The 18,597-nt window shown below is 47.2% G+C and carries 11 protein-coding genes; 4 read left to right on the plus strand and 7 right to left on the minus strand.

Going from position 1 to position 18,597, the window contains the following annotated elements:
• The first annotated feature begins 324 nt into the window (after positions 1-324).
• The 3 genes from ACTTKA_RS10250 to ACTTKA_RS10260 all read left to right on the plus strand — a co-directional run bounded on the left by ACTTKA_RS10250 (position 325) and on the right by ACTTKA_RS10260 (position 4,374).
• On the plus strand, positions 325-2,037 hold the full coding sequence (locus ACTTKA_RS10250) for a SulP family inorganic anion transporter (protein WP_442724963.1): 1,713 nt from the start codon (positions 325-327) through the stop codon (positions 2,035-2,037).
• A gap of 91 nt (positions 2,038-2,128) precedes the next feature.
• A protein-coding gene (gene prfB / locus ACTTKA_RS10255; protein WP_155642529.1) for a peptide chain release factor 2 occupies positions 2,129-3,248 on the plus strand; the annotation gives its coding sequence in 2 pieces (ribosomal slippage) (positions 2,129-2,191 and positions 2,193-3,248; 1,119 coding nt in all).
• A gap of 25 nt (positions 3,249-3,273) precedes the next feature.
• Complete coding sequence (locus ACTTKA_RS10260; RefSeq protein ID WP_442714530.1) at positions 3,274-4,374, plus strand: glycosyltransferase family protein; 1,101 nt, start codon at positions 3,274-3,276, stop codon at positions 4,372-4,374.
• Here ACTTKA_RS10260 and ACTTKA_RS10265 read toward each other — a convergent pair whose 3' ends face one another.
• Positions 4,375-6,708, minus strand: a complete 2,334-nt coding sequence (locus ACTTKA_RS10265) for a carboxypeptidase regulatory-like domain-containing protein (protein WP_442724964.1) — start codon at positions 6,706-6,708, stop codon at positions 4,375-4,377.
• A 256-nt stretch (positions 6,709-6,964) separates the two neighbouring features.
• The gene (locus tag ACTTKA_RS10270) at positions 6,965-8,209 is read right to left on the minus strand and encodes a M16 family metallopeptidase (protein ID WP_442724965.1); all 1,245 of its coding nucleotides are present in this window, start codon (positions 8,207-8,209) and stop codon (positions 6,965-6,967) included.
• Between the two features lie 123 nt (positions 8,210-8,332).
• Here ACTTKA_RS10270 and ACTTKA_RS10275 point away from each other — a divergent pair, with 123 nt between their 5' ends.
• Entirely contained in the window at positions 8,333-9,082 is a 750-nt protein-coding gene (locus ACTTKA_RS10275; protein ID WP_014225136.1) for a NigD1/NigD2 family lipoprotein, read from the plus strand.
• Positions 9,083-9,181: 99 nt separating this feature from the next.
• Here ACTTKA_RS10275 and ACTTKA_RS10280 read toward each other — a convergent pair whose 3' ends face one another.
• The 5 genes from ACTTKA_RS10280 to ACTTKA_RS10300 form a co-directional block, all read right to left on the minus strand.
• Positions 9,182-10,060 (minus strand): 3-keto-disaccharide hydrolase, encoded by an 879-nt coding sequence (locus tag ACTTKA_RS10280; RefSeq protein WP_442724966.1) that lies wholly within the window; start codon positions 10,058-10,060, stop codon positions 9,182-9,184.
• A 103-nt stretch (positions 10,061-10,163) separates the two neighbouring features.
• Positions 10,164-11,645, minus strand: coding sequence for a Gfo/Idh/MocA family protein (locus tag ACTTKA_RS10285; RefSeq protein ID WP_014225134.1), 1,482 nt, complete (start codon positions 11,643-11,645; stop codon positions 10,164-10,166).
• Between the two features lie 171 nt (positions 11,646-11,816).
• A complete protein-coding gene (locus ACTTKA_RS10290; protein WP_314949820.1) occupies positions 11,817-13,712 on the minus strand; it encodes a RagB/SusD family nutrient uptake outer membrane protein in 1,896 nt (631 codons plus the stop codon).
• 17 nt (positions 13,713-13,729) lie between these two features.
• A complete protein-coding gene (locus tag ACTTKA_RS10295; protein WP_442724967.1) occupies positions 13,730-17,260 on the minus strand; it encodes a TonB-dependent receptor in 3,531 nt (1,176 codons plus the stop codon).
• Between the two features lie 24 nt (positions 17,261-17,284).
• Positions 17,285-18,409, minus strand: coding sequence for a FecR family protein (locus ACTTKA_RS10300; RefSeq protein WP_442724968.1), 1,125 nt, complete (start codon positions 18,407-18,409; stop codon positions 17,285-17,287).
• Positions 18,410-18,597: the final 188 nt, after the last annotated feature.

The following is an 18,597-nucleotide window of genomic DNA, read 5'->3' on the forward strand; positions in this document are numbered from 1 at the left end:
AACAGCAATCTAAGCAAACTCACAAAATACGTTTTAGAGGAAAGGTAAAAAAGAATAATATCACACAATTTCTCAATTGACCAATTAGGGTTAATTAACAATTTTCCAGACTTGTTTGTTTTATTGGCTTAGCTAAGTTTTTTGCCATAAGTTTAATTATTTGGCAGACACCTATAAAAACATATACGGCCAAATAGCCCTCTCTCCAATTCTTTTGTGAGAAAGTAAGCAGGAATAACATATTTTCCCTAATTTTGCGCTTCCGATGTGACATGGCATCGGAAACAAATTTTTACACGTATAGCACTGATAAACGTTGACATAATGAAAAGAAAGATACGTCTTGCACCCGAATTCAAACCCAAATTGTGGGACTCGATAAAAACTTATACGAAAGAAAAATTCTTCGGCGACCTGATGTCCGGTATCATCGTCGGTATTGTGGCATTACCGCTGGCCATTGCCTTCGGTATCGCTTCGGGCGTGAGTCCCGAAAAAGGAATCATTACGGCGATTATCGGCGGGTTTGTCGTGTCGTTTCTCGGTGGCAGTTCGGTGCAGATCGGCGGTCCTACCGGTGCGTTTATCGTAATCGTCTACGGGATTATTCAGAACTTCGGCATCGAAGGGTTGACAGTCGCCACGCTGCTGGCCGGTATTTTTTTAGTGCTGATGGGCGTACTGCGTCTCGGCACGGTTATCAAGTTTATCCCCTACCCGATCATCGTCGGGTTTACGAGCGGCATCGCGCTAACCATCTTTACGACACAGGTGAAAGATCTTTTCGGTATGACGATCGACAAGATGCCGGGCGACTTCGTAAGCAAATGGGTCGTGTACGCCCAACATCTCAGTAGCGTATCGTGGATTTCGCTTCTCGTCGGGCTGCTGAGCATCGCACTCATCGTGCTGACGCCACGCGTTTCAAAAAAAATACCGGGGTCGCTTGTTGCCATCGTTGTGATGACCGTCGCGGCCTATCTTCTCCGTGAATACGCCGGCATCACAAATCTCGAAACGATTGGCGACCGCTTCGAAATCAATGCGGCACTGCCGGCTCCGGCTCGCATATCGCTCAATTTGGAGACTGTTCATTTGCTGCTGCCTTCAGCTTTTACCATCGCGATGCTCGGTGCCATCGAGTCACTTCTCTCGGCCACGGTGGCCGACGGAGTAACGGGCGACAGGCATCGCTCCAACACCGAACTGATCGCACAGGGCGCTGCCAACATCATCGTCCCCGTCTTCGGAGGGATACCCGTCACCGGCGCTATCGCCCGCACGATGACGAATATCAACAACGGCGGAAGCACGCCTGTGGCCGGGCTTATCCATGCCGCCGTACTCCTGCTTATTTTGCTCTTTCTCGGCCCCCTGACGAAACATATCCCGATGGCCTGTCTGGCCGGCGTACTCGTCGTCGTGTCCTACAACATGAGTGAATGGCGCACCTTCCGCTCCCTGCTCAAAAATCCTGCGCACGATGTCATGGTACTGCTCGTCACCTTCTTCCTGACCGTGATTTTCGACCTCACCATCGCCATCGAGATCGGTCTGTTGCTGGCCATGGTACTCTTTATGCGACGGATGATGGAGACAACCCAAGTCTCCGTCTCGACCGACCGTCTCGATCTTTCGGCCGACGGTGAAATACGTCACGACGACGAAGTGCTCAAAATCCCCTCCGGCGTCGAGGTCTACGAAATCGACGGACCATTTTTCTTCGGGGTAGCCAACAAGTTCGACGAGTGCATGAAACAGCTCTCCACGAAGCCTCGCATACGTATCATTCGCATGCGCAAAGTACCCTTTATCGACTCCACGGGGCTGCATAACCTCGAAAGCCTCTGCCGTCTCTCACAACGAGAGCACATCCATATCATTCTTTCCGGTGTCAACGATCAGGTACGTGCCATGATCATGAGAAGCCGGATGGACGAACGCATCGGACGCGAGAATATTTGCGGCGACATCCACGAGGCATTGGCCCGTGCCGCCGACACACTTCAAAACGGCCAAGACACGGAAAAACGATAAATTTGCGTACCTTTGTCCCCCGAAAAGGCTGCGGAGAGTCTTAATTTCTGTAGCTTCGAATAATAAACCATTAACGAACCGTAAACAAAAAATGATAACGACAGACCAACTGAAAGATATGTTGGAACGCGAGCAAGCGTTGAGGAGGTATCTTTGACGTCGATGCAAAGATCGTTCAGTTAGAAGAAGAAGAACTGCGCACGCAAGACCCTGCATTCTGGGAAGATGCCCAACGCGCCGAAGCGCAGATGAAGATCGTCAAAGACCTTAAGAAATGGATCGAGCTGTATCGTGAAGTACACGATGCGGCAGAAGAATTGTCTCTCGCTTTCGAGTACGTAAAAGAAGGCATCACGTCCGAAGAAGAGGTCGATGCGGCTTACACCCGGACGAAGGAGCTGATCGAAAGCCTTGAGTTCCGCAACATGCTTCGCGAAGAAGCCGACCAGATGTGCTGCGTACTCAAGATTAATTCTGGCGCGGGAGGTACGGAAAGTCAAGACTGGGCGTCGATGCTGATGCGTATGTATATGCGCTGGGGCGAGTCGAACGACTACAAGGTTACCATCAGCAACTTGCAGGATGGCGATGAGGCCGGCATCAAGACCGTGACGATGACCATCGAGGGCGATTACGCCTACGGCTATCTGAAAGGTGAAAACGGAGTGCACCGACTCGTGCGCGTATCGCCCTACAACGCACAGGGCAAGCGGATGACTTCGTTTGCTTCCGTCTTTGTGACGCCTCTCGTCGACGATACGATCGAAGTACAGATCGATCCTTCCTGCATCTCGTGGGATACGTTCCGTTCGGGCGGGGCCGGCGGACAGAATGTGAATAAGGTAGAATCGGGTGTACGCCTGCGCTACCAGTACAAAGACCCGTATACCGGCGAAGAGGAGGAGATCCTGATCGAAAACACCGAGACACGCGACCAGCCGAAAAACCGCGAAAACGCGATGCGACAACTCCGCTCCATCCTTTACGACAAGGAGATGCAACGACGCATGGCCGAAAGAGTGAAAGTCGAAGCCGGTAAGAAAAAAATCGAATGGGGATCGCAGATTCGCAGCTACGTATTCGACGACCGACGTGTGAAAGATCACCGTACAAACTATCAGACTTCCGACGTGAACGGGGTCATGGACGGCAAGATCGATGAATTCATCAAGGCTTACCTGATGGAGTTTGCCGGAGCCGATTCGGAATAAAAGAAACGTACACCGGTTGAGCGATATGGAGAAGAAGTTGCGATTCATGTTTATCGTACAGGGCGAAGGGCGAGGGCATCTGACACAGGCCATCTCGCTGGCCGCCATGTTACGAAGGCACGGGCATGAGGTAGCCGAAACACTCGTCGGGAAAAGTCATGCCCGCGAGGTGCCCGGCTTCTTCCGGGCAAAAATCGGTGCGCCGGTGCGCTCTTACGACGCACCTTCGTTTATTTTCAAGAAAGATCGCAAACGTCTCGACAAGTTCAAGACCGTGCTCTACAATATGAGTCCGCGCAAACTGAAACGCTATGGCGAAAGCATCGAAACCATTCACCGCCGCATCAAAAAAGTAACCCCCGACGTTATCATCAACTTCTACGAATTACTTCCTGCGCTCACGCAGTTACGCTTCCGCATTGATATACCATTCGTGAATATCGGGCATCAGTATCTGCTGCGCCATCCCGATTACGGACATGGCAAAGGAGACGCACAAAGCCTGATGGTGCTGCGCCTGCACACGCTGCTCACCGGAATCGGAGCCTCGAAAATTCTGGCGCTCTCGTTCTACCCGATGAAAGATTTTCCGCGCGAAAAGATTGTCGTGGTGCCCCCACTCCTGCGCCGCGAAGTACTTGAATTAGAACCCTCCGAAGGCGATTATATCCTGGGCTACATGCTCAATCAAGGATTTGAAAACGAAGTACGCCAATGGCATAACGCACATCCTGAAACAAAGTTGCACTTCTTTTGGGATAAACGCGACGCACCGGCCGACCTCGTTGTGGACGAACATTTCACGCTCCATCGTATCGACGACGAGAAGTTTCTGCATTACATGGCCGGTTGTCGCGGATACATCACTACGGCCGGATTTGAATCGGTCTGTGAGGCATTTTATCTGAATAAACCTGCGATGCTTATCCCTGCACATACTGAACAGGAAATCAATGCGGCCGATGCGGCATCGCTACGGGGAGCCATCGTGGGCGAGAGCTTCGACCTGAGCAAGCTGCTCGATTATATGAACACCTCGCGGACATTCGACCACGAGGCATTCAGGAAATGGCTGCTGTCGGCCGAGGAAATTTTTATCCGCGAGTTGACCTCGGTTGTCGAATAACTATTTGCCCGTACTCATCACGCCCGCATCCGTATCACTGTTGTTCAAACGTTTACCGGAAGCAGAATAAGTACGTCCAAACGAAAAATGATAGCTTAAATTGACCGTAAACAAACGTGAACTTTCCTTGATATAGGTCGACCTTTTATACGATGCAAGACGGTTCCAATTTTCTTTATCCAGTTTAAAGTTGTCGATAAACGGATTGAACACACCGATACCGGCAGACAGGTTTTTATATTTGTAGTCGAGCCGCACCATCTGAATATTTTCGCCTCCGGTCATCGTTTCGCCGAAGAACCGGTTCCAGTTTGTCATCAGCATGTACATCAGCTTCCAGTTCTTGTATGCCGCAGATACCTCTGCTTCGCAAAACCAGTTCGTATAACGGTGCGCATACGTGTTTCCGTTACTAAGAAAATGGTTCACGCCTCCGGAGAAAGAGAATTGAACGATCTCTTTAATGGGGCCTACACGCAACGTCAGCGTGCTTGTCAGATATTGCCAGTTACGTTGGTTGTCCCATGTCTGTACGATTTTTCCGTTCTCCCAGAACTTCTCGTCCATAATGACTTTCGGAGCATACTCGTACGAACTCCAAAAATTACCGTAGAATAACCCCTTCTTCACCTCATACATCAAGTCGACACCGTATTTTCGGTAAGGCTTCAGATCGGGATTACCGCGCTGCACCTGTAAGGAATCAATCATCATCTCCACCTTTCCAAGGTTCGCAAGCGAGGGCGAATGGGTACTGATGTTGGCCCTCAGCCGAACCAGCGATTGATCCGGGAAATGGTACTGGAGCGATATCTTCGGACGAAGATGATAATACTCGTACGTATGATTTGTTTCTTCCTGATGAGAGTCGTAACGCGAGAGGGCCATACCGAGCGTATAGTCGAAGCTTTGAATCGCTCCCCTCCACTCGGTGTACAAATACGTATCGGCTTGACGCATGCGCGTCGTATGGCTGTGACCGTTCCGGTAATCGTTATCCGAAAACGACTGATCATGCCTGATTCCCAACCCCAAACGGTTTCCTCCGAACTTTTTCTCATAGCCCCCTTCTGCTATCACGGAATATTTCCTGCCGTCTATGCGGTTGTTTACATCGGTAAGTATCCGGTTACCACGCTTCTCCTGATACACGCGCCGGCTGTCCGTCCGGTTCAATGTACCGACAATATTGAAGACGAGTGTCTGATCTTTCGGCATATTCCGCTGATAATAAATATCTACCGAAGGACGCTGATAAAGAGACGGATTTCGATCGATCATCGCAACCTTATCCGAGGGAATCTCCTTATTATATAAGGTTCCCTGATAATCCCAATGTTTGTTATGATCTTCACCGTAACGGATCGAAGCGTTGAATAGCTGTTTCGCATCCTGAAAACTGTATGTCAGATGGGCGTTGTGCATATACTTCTCCGCGTGGTCGGGCGTTCCCTGTTCAATACGATGCAATGTCGTGCCATTACCGAAACGAAATGTCTCTTCGTTGTCACGCCACATCTCGTAAAAATCACGTGGCCCGAAACGATACCCCGCACTGAATTCCGACTTTTTATGGTTCATCTTGGCATTTACACCATGCTCGCCCCACATGGCATTGATGCCTTGCCGCAAATCGAAACCAAAGCTCCCACCGGTCTGAGGGCGATGTACAATATAATCGAGTACCACTTCGGCATTCCCGTAACGTAGTCCGGGGTTATCATGAAATTCGACACGGAGAATATCGGCCGGACGCAACGCTTTGATATCGTGAATCTCTACCTTCACCCCGTTGATACGTAACTGTACCTCCCCGCCGCCCGGCACTGTAATGGCGTTCGTCATCTGATTGACTGTGATTTTAGGTAACATCAATTGCTGCAACAAATCGACGCCATCCGTTGAGATACGGACGATACGCTCGGTCGGGAAGATCATTTTACGGTCTGGTTTCGTGATCGAAGCAGAGGCTGTTACCGTCACATCACCGAGAGCGACTGACGATTCCGCAAGTACGATATCGTTCAGTTTCAAGTTACCGCTATATCCTTTTAGATCGATAGCCTGCGTCTCGTAACCAATGCTCGAAACGACCAGCCGATAATCACCGGTACTGACCTTAGGCAATACAAAACGGCCATCCTTTCCGGTCGTCGTACCGCTAACAAATACAGAATCAATTGTTTGCAATACAACATTGGCAAACTCAATCGCCTGACGACTCTCCCCGACAATCCGCCCCTTGATATCGATTTCCGACGCAAGAACAGAGACTGCCGAAAAGATACAGACAGCATTCAATCCAATTACTCTAAATAGTTTATTCTTTTTCATACTACTTATTATCATAAAATACCTTGTAATACATAACGAATAGCGCGCAATTATCCGTCATTTTGATTTACTTTCTAATAAGTAGACGCACGTTCTCCGGAAACGTTACAGTCTTTGGCGTTTATTTTTGATTTCGTGTCGTAAGCCTACGCGGTGCAAAGGAAAGCGTTTCTCGCTATGATGTTTCTTCCTTTCGTTCCCGTCCATTGTTTCTTGCTCAAACAAGGTGCTGTCTTTCGTACTTCGCACGTTGTGTTTATTCGTAGATTAACGAATAGAGGCGTTCGGGAGCAAAGATTTCGTTGGCAACTTCGAGAATCTGCAAGGCCGTCACGGCCTCGATGCGGCGGATGATTTCCGCCAGAGAGTCGTACCGATCGAAATGAAGAAAGGTCTTTCCGAATCCGAGGAACAGGCTTTCCCTGTTATCGCCGGCTACGGAAAGCTGTCCGACGGCCTGTTTCTTCGCGGCGGCAAGTTGCGTAGTCGTAAGCTGTGTACGACATAACACGGCCAACTCGCGCCGGATAAGCTCGAGCACTTTTTCGCGATTCTTCGGGTCGGATCCGAAATAGATCGCACACACGCCGGTATCGGTATATCCCGTAAGATTCGACTCCACCTCGTAGACTAACCCTCTTTTTTCGCGTAGAGCCACATTCAGACGGCTGTTCATCCCGGAGCCGCCGAGTATATTATTGAGCAGAAAAAGCGAGGTGCGGCGTTTGTCATACATATCGTATGCCCGCCCTCCGATAATGGCATGCGACTGGTGCGTTCTCTTCTTCTTCCGCAGCTCCCGAGGCGCGGTCAGCCATGGCCGCTCACGCCTGTGCACGGCCGAATGAACGGGGAGGTCCGACCAGTACATCTCGGCCATGCGTACGATCCGCCGGAAATCCGTACGTCCCATTGAGAAAAAAATCATGTTCCCCGCCGTGTAGAAACGCTCCAAAAAGGAGCGGCCGGCCTTGGTGTCGAACGTACGTATCGACCGCTTATTACCCAGTATATGGCGTCCTAACGGATGACCGTCGAAAAGAAGATTCTCGTACTCGTCGAAAATCAATTCGGAAGGCATATCCTCATACAAACTGATCTCGTCGAGAATCACCTCCCGCTCTTTCTCAATCTCGTGTGCCGGAAACTGCGAACGAATTACGATATCGGCCAGCAATTCGATCGCCCGGCGATAATGTTCCTCCATAAAAACGGAATAGATAAATGTTTCTTCCTTCGTGGTATAAGCATTCAACTCGCCGCCGACGGCGTCCATGCGGTTCAAGATATGCCACGCCTTGCGCCTCACCGTACCTTTGAACAGCATGTGTTCAACGAAGTGTGCCAGCCCCGACTCGTTCGACGCCTCATCACGCGTACCTGCATGCACCGCAACCCCGCAATAAGATATCGCTGCATCCGTAGGAAAATGCACAACGCGCAGACCATTGGGCAACGTATGTAAAAGATAATGCGATCTATCCGTAGGATTCATCCTCATTGTATTGTATAAGGCTGCAAAAATAGCACTTTTTTTGTTTTTAATATTATTTAAGAGGAAGCAATGCAACATTGAAGCCGTGATACGCATCAAGTTTATGTATTTTGTAATAATAAAAACGAGATGAAGACAAAGAGATTATTTTTCAACTGTGCAGGCGGAGTGATGATCGCCCTGTTCTTAAATTCGTGTAACCTGGATAATAACGGTTATTCACTGGGGGATGTATGGTATTCGTTGGCCACCGTAAATCCTTTAGACAATGGAAGAATTTATTCGCTGACCCTCGACGATGGAAAAACGTTATGGCCGGCAGCCACACGAGCTCCTTACTATAAACCGAAAGCCAATCAACGGGCATTCGTTTATTATACGATTCTTTCCGATTCGTTTCAAGGATATAACCATGCCGTGCAGATACACGATATCCGTAACATTCTGACCAAGCCTTTTGTCGATCAGTTCAACCCCGACAGTCTGGATGTGAGATACGGAAAAGATCCTTTGAAAATCATGGATATGTGGATGGGTGATGGTTATCTGAATGTACAGTTCGGATTCAACTACGGTGGCACGAAAGTACATTATATCAACCTTATACATCGTCCGAAGGGAGACAATCCCTACGTTTTCGAGCTCCGTCATCATGCATATGGGGATCCGCAGCGCTATGGACGTAAAGGGTTGGCGGCTTTTGATTTGTCCAAATTGAAACTGGAAAGTAAAGAACCCACGCTGACCGTGCTGGTAAAAACGTTTAAAGGAGATAAGGAATATACGATCAAATATAAGAAGAAGCACACATCGAAGGCCACACCATATTCGATTAAAGACAAAGATTTAAGCGATCTGGATTTCGTAGCGACGAAATGACGATCTGTTAATAATGTTGTTTGTTGTTCTGAAAGAAGAGGGTGTGCCTGTTGGAGTACACCCTCTTTGTCGTAAGAATTATGAATTAAAGGGAGAAATTTATTCTAAGACTTTAATTCGGATGTTTCGGTACCATACCGTATCGCCATGATCCTGTAATCCGAAGAATCCTTCTCTGTTTTCCCCGCCGCAATTGTTGAGCAACTCGAATGCCAATGGCCATTTTTCCTGACTGAATTTACTCTTTTGGAGCATTTCTGTCCATTGCGGAGTCCATAAATGATATTCCACCACGGCCTCATCGTTCTGATAATGAACCACCGTACCCTTGTAGCACATGATTTTTGCCTTGTTCCATTCTCCGAACGCTTTTGAATTCTGGGGATTGGCCGGAATCATGTCATACAACGATGCCGACTGACGGTTACCGTCTTTGCCCAACTTGGCATCCGGATGATTCGCATTGTCAAGTATCTGATACTCGGGAGCCGAGATATACGAAGGCTGGGTCTTCCAGTTACCCTGTTCATCGGGCGATTCTACTTCCTGAATCATATAGAAAATACCGGAATTAGAGCCTTTGTCGACTTTCCATTCCAGCTCAAGTTCAAAGTTACTGAACTTGTGAGCGAAGATAATGTCTCCGCCATCTTCCGCACCGGCTTCTCCCTTGCCCGAGCCGGTCATCTTGATACAACCGTTTTCGATCGTCCAGCGAGCCGGCATGTCTTCGCGTCCGTAACCGCGCCAACCATCGAACGTCTTGCCGTCGAACAGCGTAATCCATCCGTCTTTATCTTTGGCAAATTTTGCCAGATCGACGGTCGGCAAGTTCAACGTCCGGTATTCGGGAGCGGCCTGGGCCGTAGGAACAGAATCGGTCGCCGCCATATCGGCGCTTTCGGCTTTTTTCCCTCCGCCGCAGGAGGCAAGAGCTATCATACCGACAGCGCTTGCAACTAATACACTTTTCTTCATTGTTTATCGGTTTAATTTTTGTAAGTAAGAAAAGACGGAGCGCACGATCCGCAACTCTCACGGAAGGCTCTCCGTCTTCGTCTATGTATTCATTATTTTCCGCTTACGGCATATCCGGCAACTTCCAGCCTGCGCGATACGTATGTTTCACCAATTCCTCGGCAAACTGTTTCGCATTCATCGGCTCAGTGAATTTCTTGTCGAACTTGGGATCGCCGTCCACCACTTTGAAGTCGTCACTGATCTGGATTTTGAGCATCTCGTCATCCTTGATATTCGTAAACTTCATATTCTGTCCGTCCCAATCGAGCACTTTGTTCAGTCCCTGCAAACGAACCGCCAGTACTCCCATCACGACCATTTCGTTGAACGGTCCGGCTTCGGAGAAGTCCGATTTCGGCTTCACGCGGTTTGCCGGGCTTTCCTTACATGCGCGCACCCAATCCTGCTCGTGGCCGCTCTCTGCGTCGGACACCCGACGTTCTACCTTCGGCGCATTCGGTACACGTCCCGAAAGCAGGAATGGGTCACGTCCGTAGCATCCGCAGATCAGCGTATCTTTCGTACCATGGAAAATACATAATCCGCCTCCGCCCTGCATCAGTTGCTTGCCTTGCGGGAATCCTTCCGGACGGTCGGGCATCATGCCGCCATCGTACCAATGTATTTCAACTTCGGGAAGCGCTAACTTCGGCATATTTTCACGCGCCGGGAAGATCAGTTTCACATGCTGTGCCTGCGGAGCGCAGTCAGTCAATAACAACGTCGAAGAAGCTTCGGCATGAATCGGGAAGCCCAGTTTCAGCGCCTTGAAAGCCGGATGCATGATATGGCACGCCATATCTCCGAGAGCACCTGTACCGTATTCCCACCATCCGCGCCAATTCCACGGATGATAGATGTTGTTGAACGGTCTGAGTTTACCCGGTCCTGTAAACAAATCCCAATTCAGCGTCGAAGGTATTTTATCGACTTTCGTCGGGGCATTCAGACCTTGCGGCCAAATCGGACGGTCGGTAGCGCAATCCACGCGTTTCACCTCACCGATCTCACCGTTCCAGATCCATTCGCAGACCTGATTGACACCTTCGCCCGATGCCCCCTGATTACCCATCTGGCTCGCGATCTGATATTTCTCAGCCAGCTTCGTAAGCAGACGCGATTCGTAAACCGAGTGAGTCAACGGTTTCTGTACGTAAACGTGTTTACCCAGCGTAATGGCATCGGCCGTAACAATCGCGTGCGTGTGGTCGGCCGTAGCCACGATCACCCCGTCGATCGATTTGCCCATTTCGTCGTACATCTTCCGATAGTCCCAATACTTCTTGGCTTTGGGATGCGCATCGAATACTTTTTTGGCATACTTCCAGTCCACATCGCAAAGAGCGACGATGTTTTCAGTCGGCGACACCTTCTTGATGTTGGCATTTCCCATTCCGCCGATACCCACGGCGGCAATATTCAACTTATCCGTCGGGGCGGTATAGCCATGACTTTTACCTAATACACTGCTCGGGACGAACGACAATGCTGCAGCGGCAGCAGCTCCTTGTTGGAGAAAACTTCTTCTTGAAATGTTTGACATAGTTAGTTAAGTTTGATATTGTAATTATAACTGTAAAATACATGAAAAAACCATGCAAATGTAAACAGAAAAGGAATAAAATAAAAATATTCGTATTCTTTTTTACCGTATTTCCATACCGATCTGTCATTCTACAGTTTATCTTACCTTCATCTTATTACTGAAGTCTCCCTACCACCCAGGATTCTGCTTCAATGAGGGAGTACGTTTTAACTCATCAGTCATAATAGGAAACCAGTAATGTCTAGGTGTTTCAAAGACACGGTCATCCCGGACTTCAAAACGTTGCATCTTGTATTTCTTACCATCGACTTCGATCTTACCGTTAGCGTCTTCAACAGGCCTCATACCGTGCGAACTGCGTTGTGTTTTAGGATAAGGCCAATGGTCGGCATTGGCATATGCTTTTTCAAGAGCAATCACTTCTGGATCATCCGGTTCCAAGTATAATCTGCAATGCCATATACGATGGTTCTCATAAAAGAGTTCGACACGTCGTTCCCGCTGTATGTATTCATTCATCAGCTTCTTGTCCGTCTTTGCAGCAGGAGGAATCGGCGCCATGAACGAACGAGCGCGTATTTCGTTGAGTAGAGCATATATTTCTTCATTGGGTCCTGTCGTTTCATTGACAGCCTCACAATAGATATACATGATTTCAGGAAGCCTCCATATGGCAGGAGCGCTGATCGAATGCCCTCCGGAGCCTTTATTCCACCCATCTTTATAAAACTTGCGCAAATAGTATCCTGTGTGAGAAGCATTATCAAGATAGCTTCCGCTTACGGCATCATTTTTTTCCGCCGTATTGAGTATACTGCTGCGATAAGAAGAACCATGATAACGAATATCACGGTAGAAACGCGGATCGCGCTTTACGCTTTCATATGGATTTGCGTCGTCATATCCGTCTGTTACTGCGCGCGAGCCATACACCGGATACCCGTATCCATCAGAAGCGATATATTCGTATTCATCGACCTGTTCCTGCAGCGGGCGCTGGCGTGCATGCCCACCTTGTGAAGGAGGCAATACATCTCCGGACCACCCCGTATCTTTATCTCTTGTTACAAACCAGACCCACTCCTGTTGTATGGCATCCATATCATAAAACATGGTCCACAGTCTTTTATAGACTTTTCCATTGCTTGTATTTTTATTGTCTATGTCTCCAAAGTCTTTTTCATCATATTTTTTATACAGCCCATAGCGTAAATTCCCATTATGGTCCTTACATTCCAGCACAGCTTTGGCCGCCTGCTTCGCCAATTCCCAGCGTTTGGCGACATATCCGTATTCATCTTTATATATACGCGTATCATTAGGAATGTTACCACCATTATACATCGGAGTTGCCGCCATCCATCGCGCCACGGCTTTCAGTCCGAGACAAGCGCCTTTGTCTACGCGCCCAAAGTCTTGTCCGCCGTTAAAAGCCGAAACCCTATGATATGCCGAATCAGCATCCGCACATATCCGCTCGACAATCTCATGGGCAGACAATTGCTTGAACTCCATCTTGTCATTGGGCATGATTACACGATCGATGTAAGGCGCCTCTCCATAAGCGCGCAATAAAAGAAAATGCAGATAGCCTCGCAGGAAATACGTCTCACCGACACGTTTTATGATGTCTCCTTCACGTCCCATCTGCGGATTATCCGGTGTATCATATTTTTTTACTCCTTCAAGTATAATATTGGCTTTACGCACCTTCTCATATAAATGCTCCCAGTACTGGCCACAGCTACTGCGAGAAGGCATCCCTTGCGACGGGCCATAATTACCGATATGAAACTGATGAGGAATCGCTGCCTCATGACTGCTGGCACTGCACTCATCGGTAACAGAGGCGGTTCCAAAATGGTTAAAATAAAGCAGCGGTCTATTGGCCGTTTTACAGCCTTCGTATAGGTCCGTCACTAATTTTTCCACCTTATCATATGAGGTAAACACCTCTCTTTCACTTACTTTATCGTCAGGCGTTTTATCCAAGTAGTTGTCACATCCGCAAAAGATTATTGATAAACACACCAAAAGGCTTGTTAAAAGCTTTATCTTATTCATGTCATTGAGTTTTAAAGTTAATACGTAATATTGATGCCAAAATTAAAAATACGCTGTACGGGATACCATGAACCGTCTCCGCTCCTTGTTTCCGGATCGACATCTACCTCTCCCAGATTATCAAAAGTTAAAAGATTCATTCCCTGTGCATATATCCTGAAGTTTTGTAATCCTGCGAAATGAATCGCACTTTGGGGAAGCGAATATCCGATTTCCAAGTTCTTCAGACGCAAGTATGAAGCGTCATATAAGAACAAACTGCTGTGATTATTTTTATTATTGTTATTCGCTCCATAAGTCAGTCTCGGATACTTTGCCCCCTCTTTTCTTTCTTCTGTCCATCGCTCAAGGTGCATCGGTTTTACTTTGCCGATTTGATCCTGTTCATATGCGGGAAAGTCCCACACAGCAGCCCCGTTAAGCAACACACTGCTGTGGCCTGAACCCTGGAAGAGCAAGCTAAAATCCAATCCCTTATATTGTATTCCGATCGGAATACCGAATTGTATTTCGGGAGTTCTCGGGTATCCCATAGGTATACGGTCTCCTTCGTTATCAATTTTACCGTCTCCGTTGAGGTCTTTATATACAACATCACCGGGATAAAGTTTTCCCCATGGCTGAAAGCCACTGCCACTGTTCATCGCATTTAAACGATCGGCCTCCTCCTGATCACGAACAAAATGGTCTGCGATGTAAACAAAATGCTCGCCAATACGTTTGCCGGTATTTCTACGGTAGTCGTTATCATAATCTATCTCGTTCATAAATTTGATCTTATTCCGAGCGAATGTAAAGTTAGGCTTTATGTAATAACGAAAATTTTTCCCCACACGTCCGTTCCAGCCTATTTCGAAGTCGACACCATAATTATCGACAATACCTGAATTGATGAATGGTGCGTCTTTGCCTACAATATCCGGGAATCCACGTTTATCACTACCGTTCAAACTCGTAATAATGTCATAGCGATGTTCCCTGAAATAATCGAACGAGAATGTAAGACGTTCGTTGAAGAGCGATGCATCCAGTCCGATATTGAGTTTTTGAGCTTTTTCCCAGGTCAAATCAGGGTTGGCGAAATTCCCTTCGTGCAAGCCATCATAACGACTGCCGAACTCATTTACACCAAAGTTATAGCCGTTACCTCCTCTGTAAAACTGCAGATAGGCGAAGCGATCATCGTCCGAATCGGATATCTTGTCGCTCCCGACTAACCCGAAAGAACTTCTTATCTTTAACATATCCAACCATGAATTCGCTTTTTCCATAAATGATTCGCGCGATATGACCCATCCTACAGAAGCAGCCGGAAATGTTCCGTAGCGTTTGCCCGGCGCAAAGTTTTCCGAACCATTATACCCTATGTTAAATTCAGCCAGATACTTATTCTCATAGCCATACGTAATTCGTCCGCTAATTCCCTGATAACGATAATCTACACGATTATCATATGTTCGTGTCGAGCGGTTGAACAGTATGAGCCCTGAAACATCGTGTGCCCCAAACCGGCGTAAATAATCAAGTTTCAACTGATAATATGTTTTACTTTGCGTCGGATTATGCTCCAATTTATTGCTGATCGTTTCATCCGTGTCATACCAGGGGTTGCCCAATTTATATTTACCATCATACGAAGTGTGATTCATGTAATAAGAGCCATTATTCCCTTCTTCCGGTTGAAACGTGGCATACCTTCCATAATGGGCGTATCCGTCGGCGCGTGTCTCGAGAAGACGCCGAATCCATCGTCCCTCTTCCGCATCATACGAAAAAACACCTTCTATTTTTAGCCCTTTGGTGATAAAGTCAAGACGGTGTCCGATGGCAAAAGAACCGTTTAAATAAGTCTTCTTCTCATTCAGATAGCCCGTACGTGACAATTCGCCCAATATGTTATAGCGGTGTTGGTAGTCTCCATACAATAATCCATATGGATTTTTCAGCACATATTTCTGATTGTCCGCATGACCGTTATCAGGCAGCGTAATTGGCAAATAAGGAGGCTGTGTATTGCAGATGGCGACTATTCGGGAGGCCGTCGTTCCGGGAGCATTTCGATCCGTTATACGCGCCCCCAAATCAACTTTTACGTAGAAATTCTTCGTGATATTTACATCAACATTGGCCCGGAAATTATATCGTTTGAAAACAGCTTGCGTTTCATATTGTGTGAGATCGGTATGTTTGTAGTTGCCGCTTTGCTCATAATAGTTGACCATTACATAATAACGCGCCCGATCGGATCCTCCTCGTACCGAAAGACTGTAATCCTGCTGCATTCCGGTTTGAAATGCATAGTCGAAATAATCGTTATCATATCCCAAGCCGTCCGAATTATCCCCTTTCGCTCTCCGATAGTCGGCAATCGCTTTCTCCGAAAAAAGGGTTAATTTCGACCGATCAACATTCGGATTGCTATTAATCACAGCTTCATTATAAAGCATGGCATAATCGGCAGAACCTAAGTATTTCGGAAATTTCACAGGGTTATTCGTGCCAACAGACGCCTTGAAGTTGACGGTAGCCTTTTCTTGCGCTTTTCCGCGCTTCGTTGTTACAATAATGACTCCGTTGGCCCCGCGTACTCCGTAAGGCGCTGTTGCCGAAGCATCCTTAAGGATCGTAAATGTTTCTATTTCTTCCGGAGCAAGATAACTCATGTCACGTTCTACCCCGTCGACAATAATGATCGGAGACTGATCGCCATAAGTACCTATACCGCGTACTCTCAGAGTGGCTGCATCAACGCCCGGCTCTCCCCCGCTGAATTGATTGACCATTAATCCCGGCATACGTCCTGCAAGCGCATTGTTAAGATTCGCCGTGGGACTTTGTTGCAGATCTTTCGTTGTGATAGTAGCAATCGAGCCTGTAATCGTCGCCTTCCTTTGCGTAGTATATCCTATGACCACCACTTCTTCCATCGCCTTGCTGTCTTCCACCAACCGGACTGCGATCCGGTCTCTGCCATTAAGTGCGACCTCTTCGGGCTGAAACCCGACATACGAAAAAACCAATACCGCATCGGCATAAGGAACTTCAATCGAGAAAACGCCCTCCGCATCTGTAATAGTCCCGACAGACAAACCCTTAACCTGTATATTTACACCGGGTAAGGGATCATTGAGATGATCGACTACGGTTCCCGTAATGTTCACTTTTCGCTGATCGGGGGCATGTACGCGCTCCCCGTTTTTTTCTGAAGAAGGAAACAATACGACTTGTCCGTTTCTCTCCCTGATGGAGATATTCTTCCCTTTCAAGGCCATTTTCAGCGTCTCTTCCAACGTCGAATTTTTGACTTGAATCGTGATCGTTTCATCGTCATTTACAATTTCATTGGAATAAATAATGCTTACACCTACTTGTCTGTGAATCTCATCAAAGAGTTGTTGCAATGTAACATTTTTCATTGTCAGGCTGACTGAAGATTTTAGGACATTGGCATGTACCGACAGTCCAACCACAGATAATAAGCAAACAACAAGCGCTCTTCGGCAGCCGAAAGCATATCCGAGACCTTTTCTTTTGTGTGAATTACTCATCTTTCTCATGTTATTAAAATAGGATTAATGATTATGTTTGATTTTATAAAACGCTTTTTCATCGATCAACTTCTCCGGAGCAACCGTTTCCATGAGCATTCTGACCGTTTCTTCTGCCGAGTTTCTGAGATTAAGTTGCCCCGAAACCTGATAATTGAGATATTGACGATCCATCAGTTCGATCCGTATGTCGTATGTTTTCTCCAACTTGCGTATCGCTTTATACAACTTCTCTTTTTTGAATTGAAGTCTGTTCTCGATCCATGATGTATAGCAAGTTGCATCAACAGTCCGGACCTCCTCGATCTTCGTTTGATCCGAAAAGGTGTAATATTGATCCGGTCTCAATAGCTCATCCGTTGCATCCCCTTTTATCATCACCGAGCCGTTGACCAGCATCGTCTCAAACGTTTGAAACTCCCTGTCGACGGATACATTAAATTTCGTGCCTAAGACCTCTACCGAACGATACAACGTTTTGACAACAAACGATCGGCTTTCATCCTTGGAAACATCAAAATAAGCTTCGCCATCAAGATAAACTTCCCTTCGGCGGGTCGTAAAACAGGATGGATAGATAAGCGTAGAACCGGAATTTAAATATATCATTGTGCCGTCGGAAAGCAGAAGTTCTGCACGCTTTCCGTAAGGTACATATAAGACATTCGGTTCTCGCCTTTCCCGATCAATGACTTCGATCGTATCATTAATGACCGTTTGCCGATGATTATGCAAGATTTTCACCATCGATTCGGCGCATCGTATTTCCTCTTTTCCTCCGATTTTCAATATGATCTTATCGCCGCACGAAAATTGTCTTACGGCCGCCTCATAATCAAAGTTCTTCTCCCATGTATTCCATACGGCAATCCCCGCAGCAATCACAGCAATCACACATGCCACCGCTGCATAATACAGGGATAGTGGCATTTTCTTCTTATCTTTTTTCCGTATGCGTCCCACAATCTTTTTTACCGCCCTGTCATTTGTTTCATGCGGAGCGTCGATCAGGGTTGCCGCCCATAAAGTTTGCAACTCGGCAAAATGTGATCGGTTTGCTTCAGACTGTTCCATCCAGCGCAAAACCTGACGCGCTTCTTCAATCGTCACGTCCTGTTCAATGAATTTTATCAATAACAGATCATCCATATTTTAACGTATCCATGTTCATAACAAGAACAACAAATCCTTCATCACACCCTAAAATATAGCTGTTAAATGTGAATAATTAATGAACGTTCTTCTCAAATTCAGTCTTTATGTTGGCAACACGACAGATAATTTTTCCATTCCTACGGAAACGTAGTGGAACTCCGGTTAACGCCAGCAAGAAGAAA

The sequence above is a fragment of the Tannerella sp. genome (genome assembly GCF_052170195.1).
Taxonomy (GTDB): domain Bacteria; phylum Bacteroidota; class Bacteroidia; order Bacteroidales; family Tannerellaceae; genus Tannerella.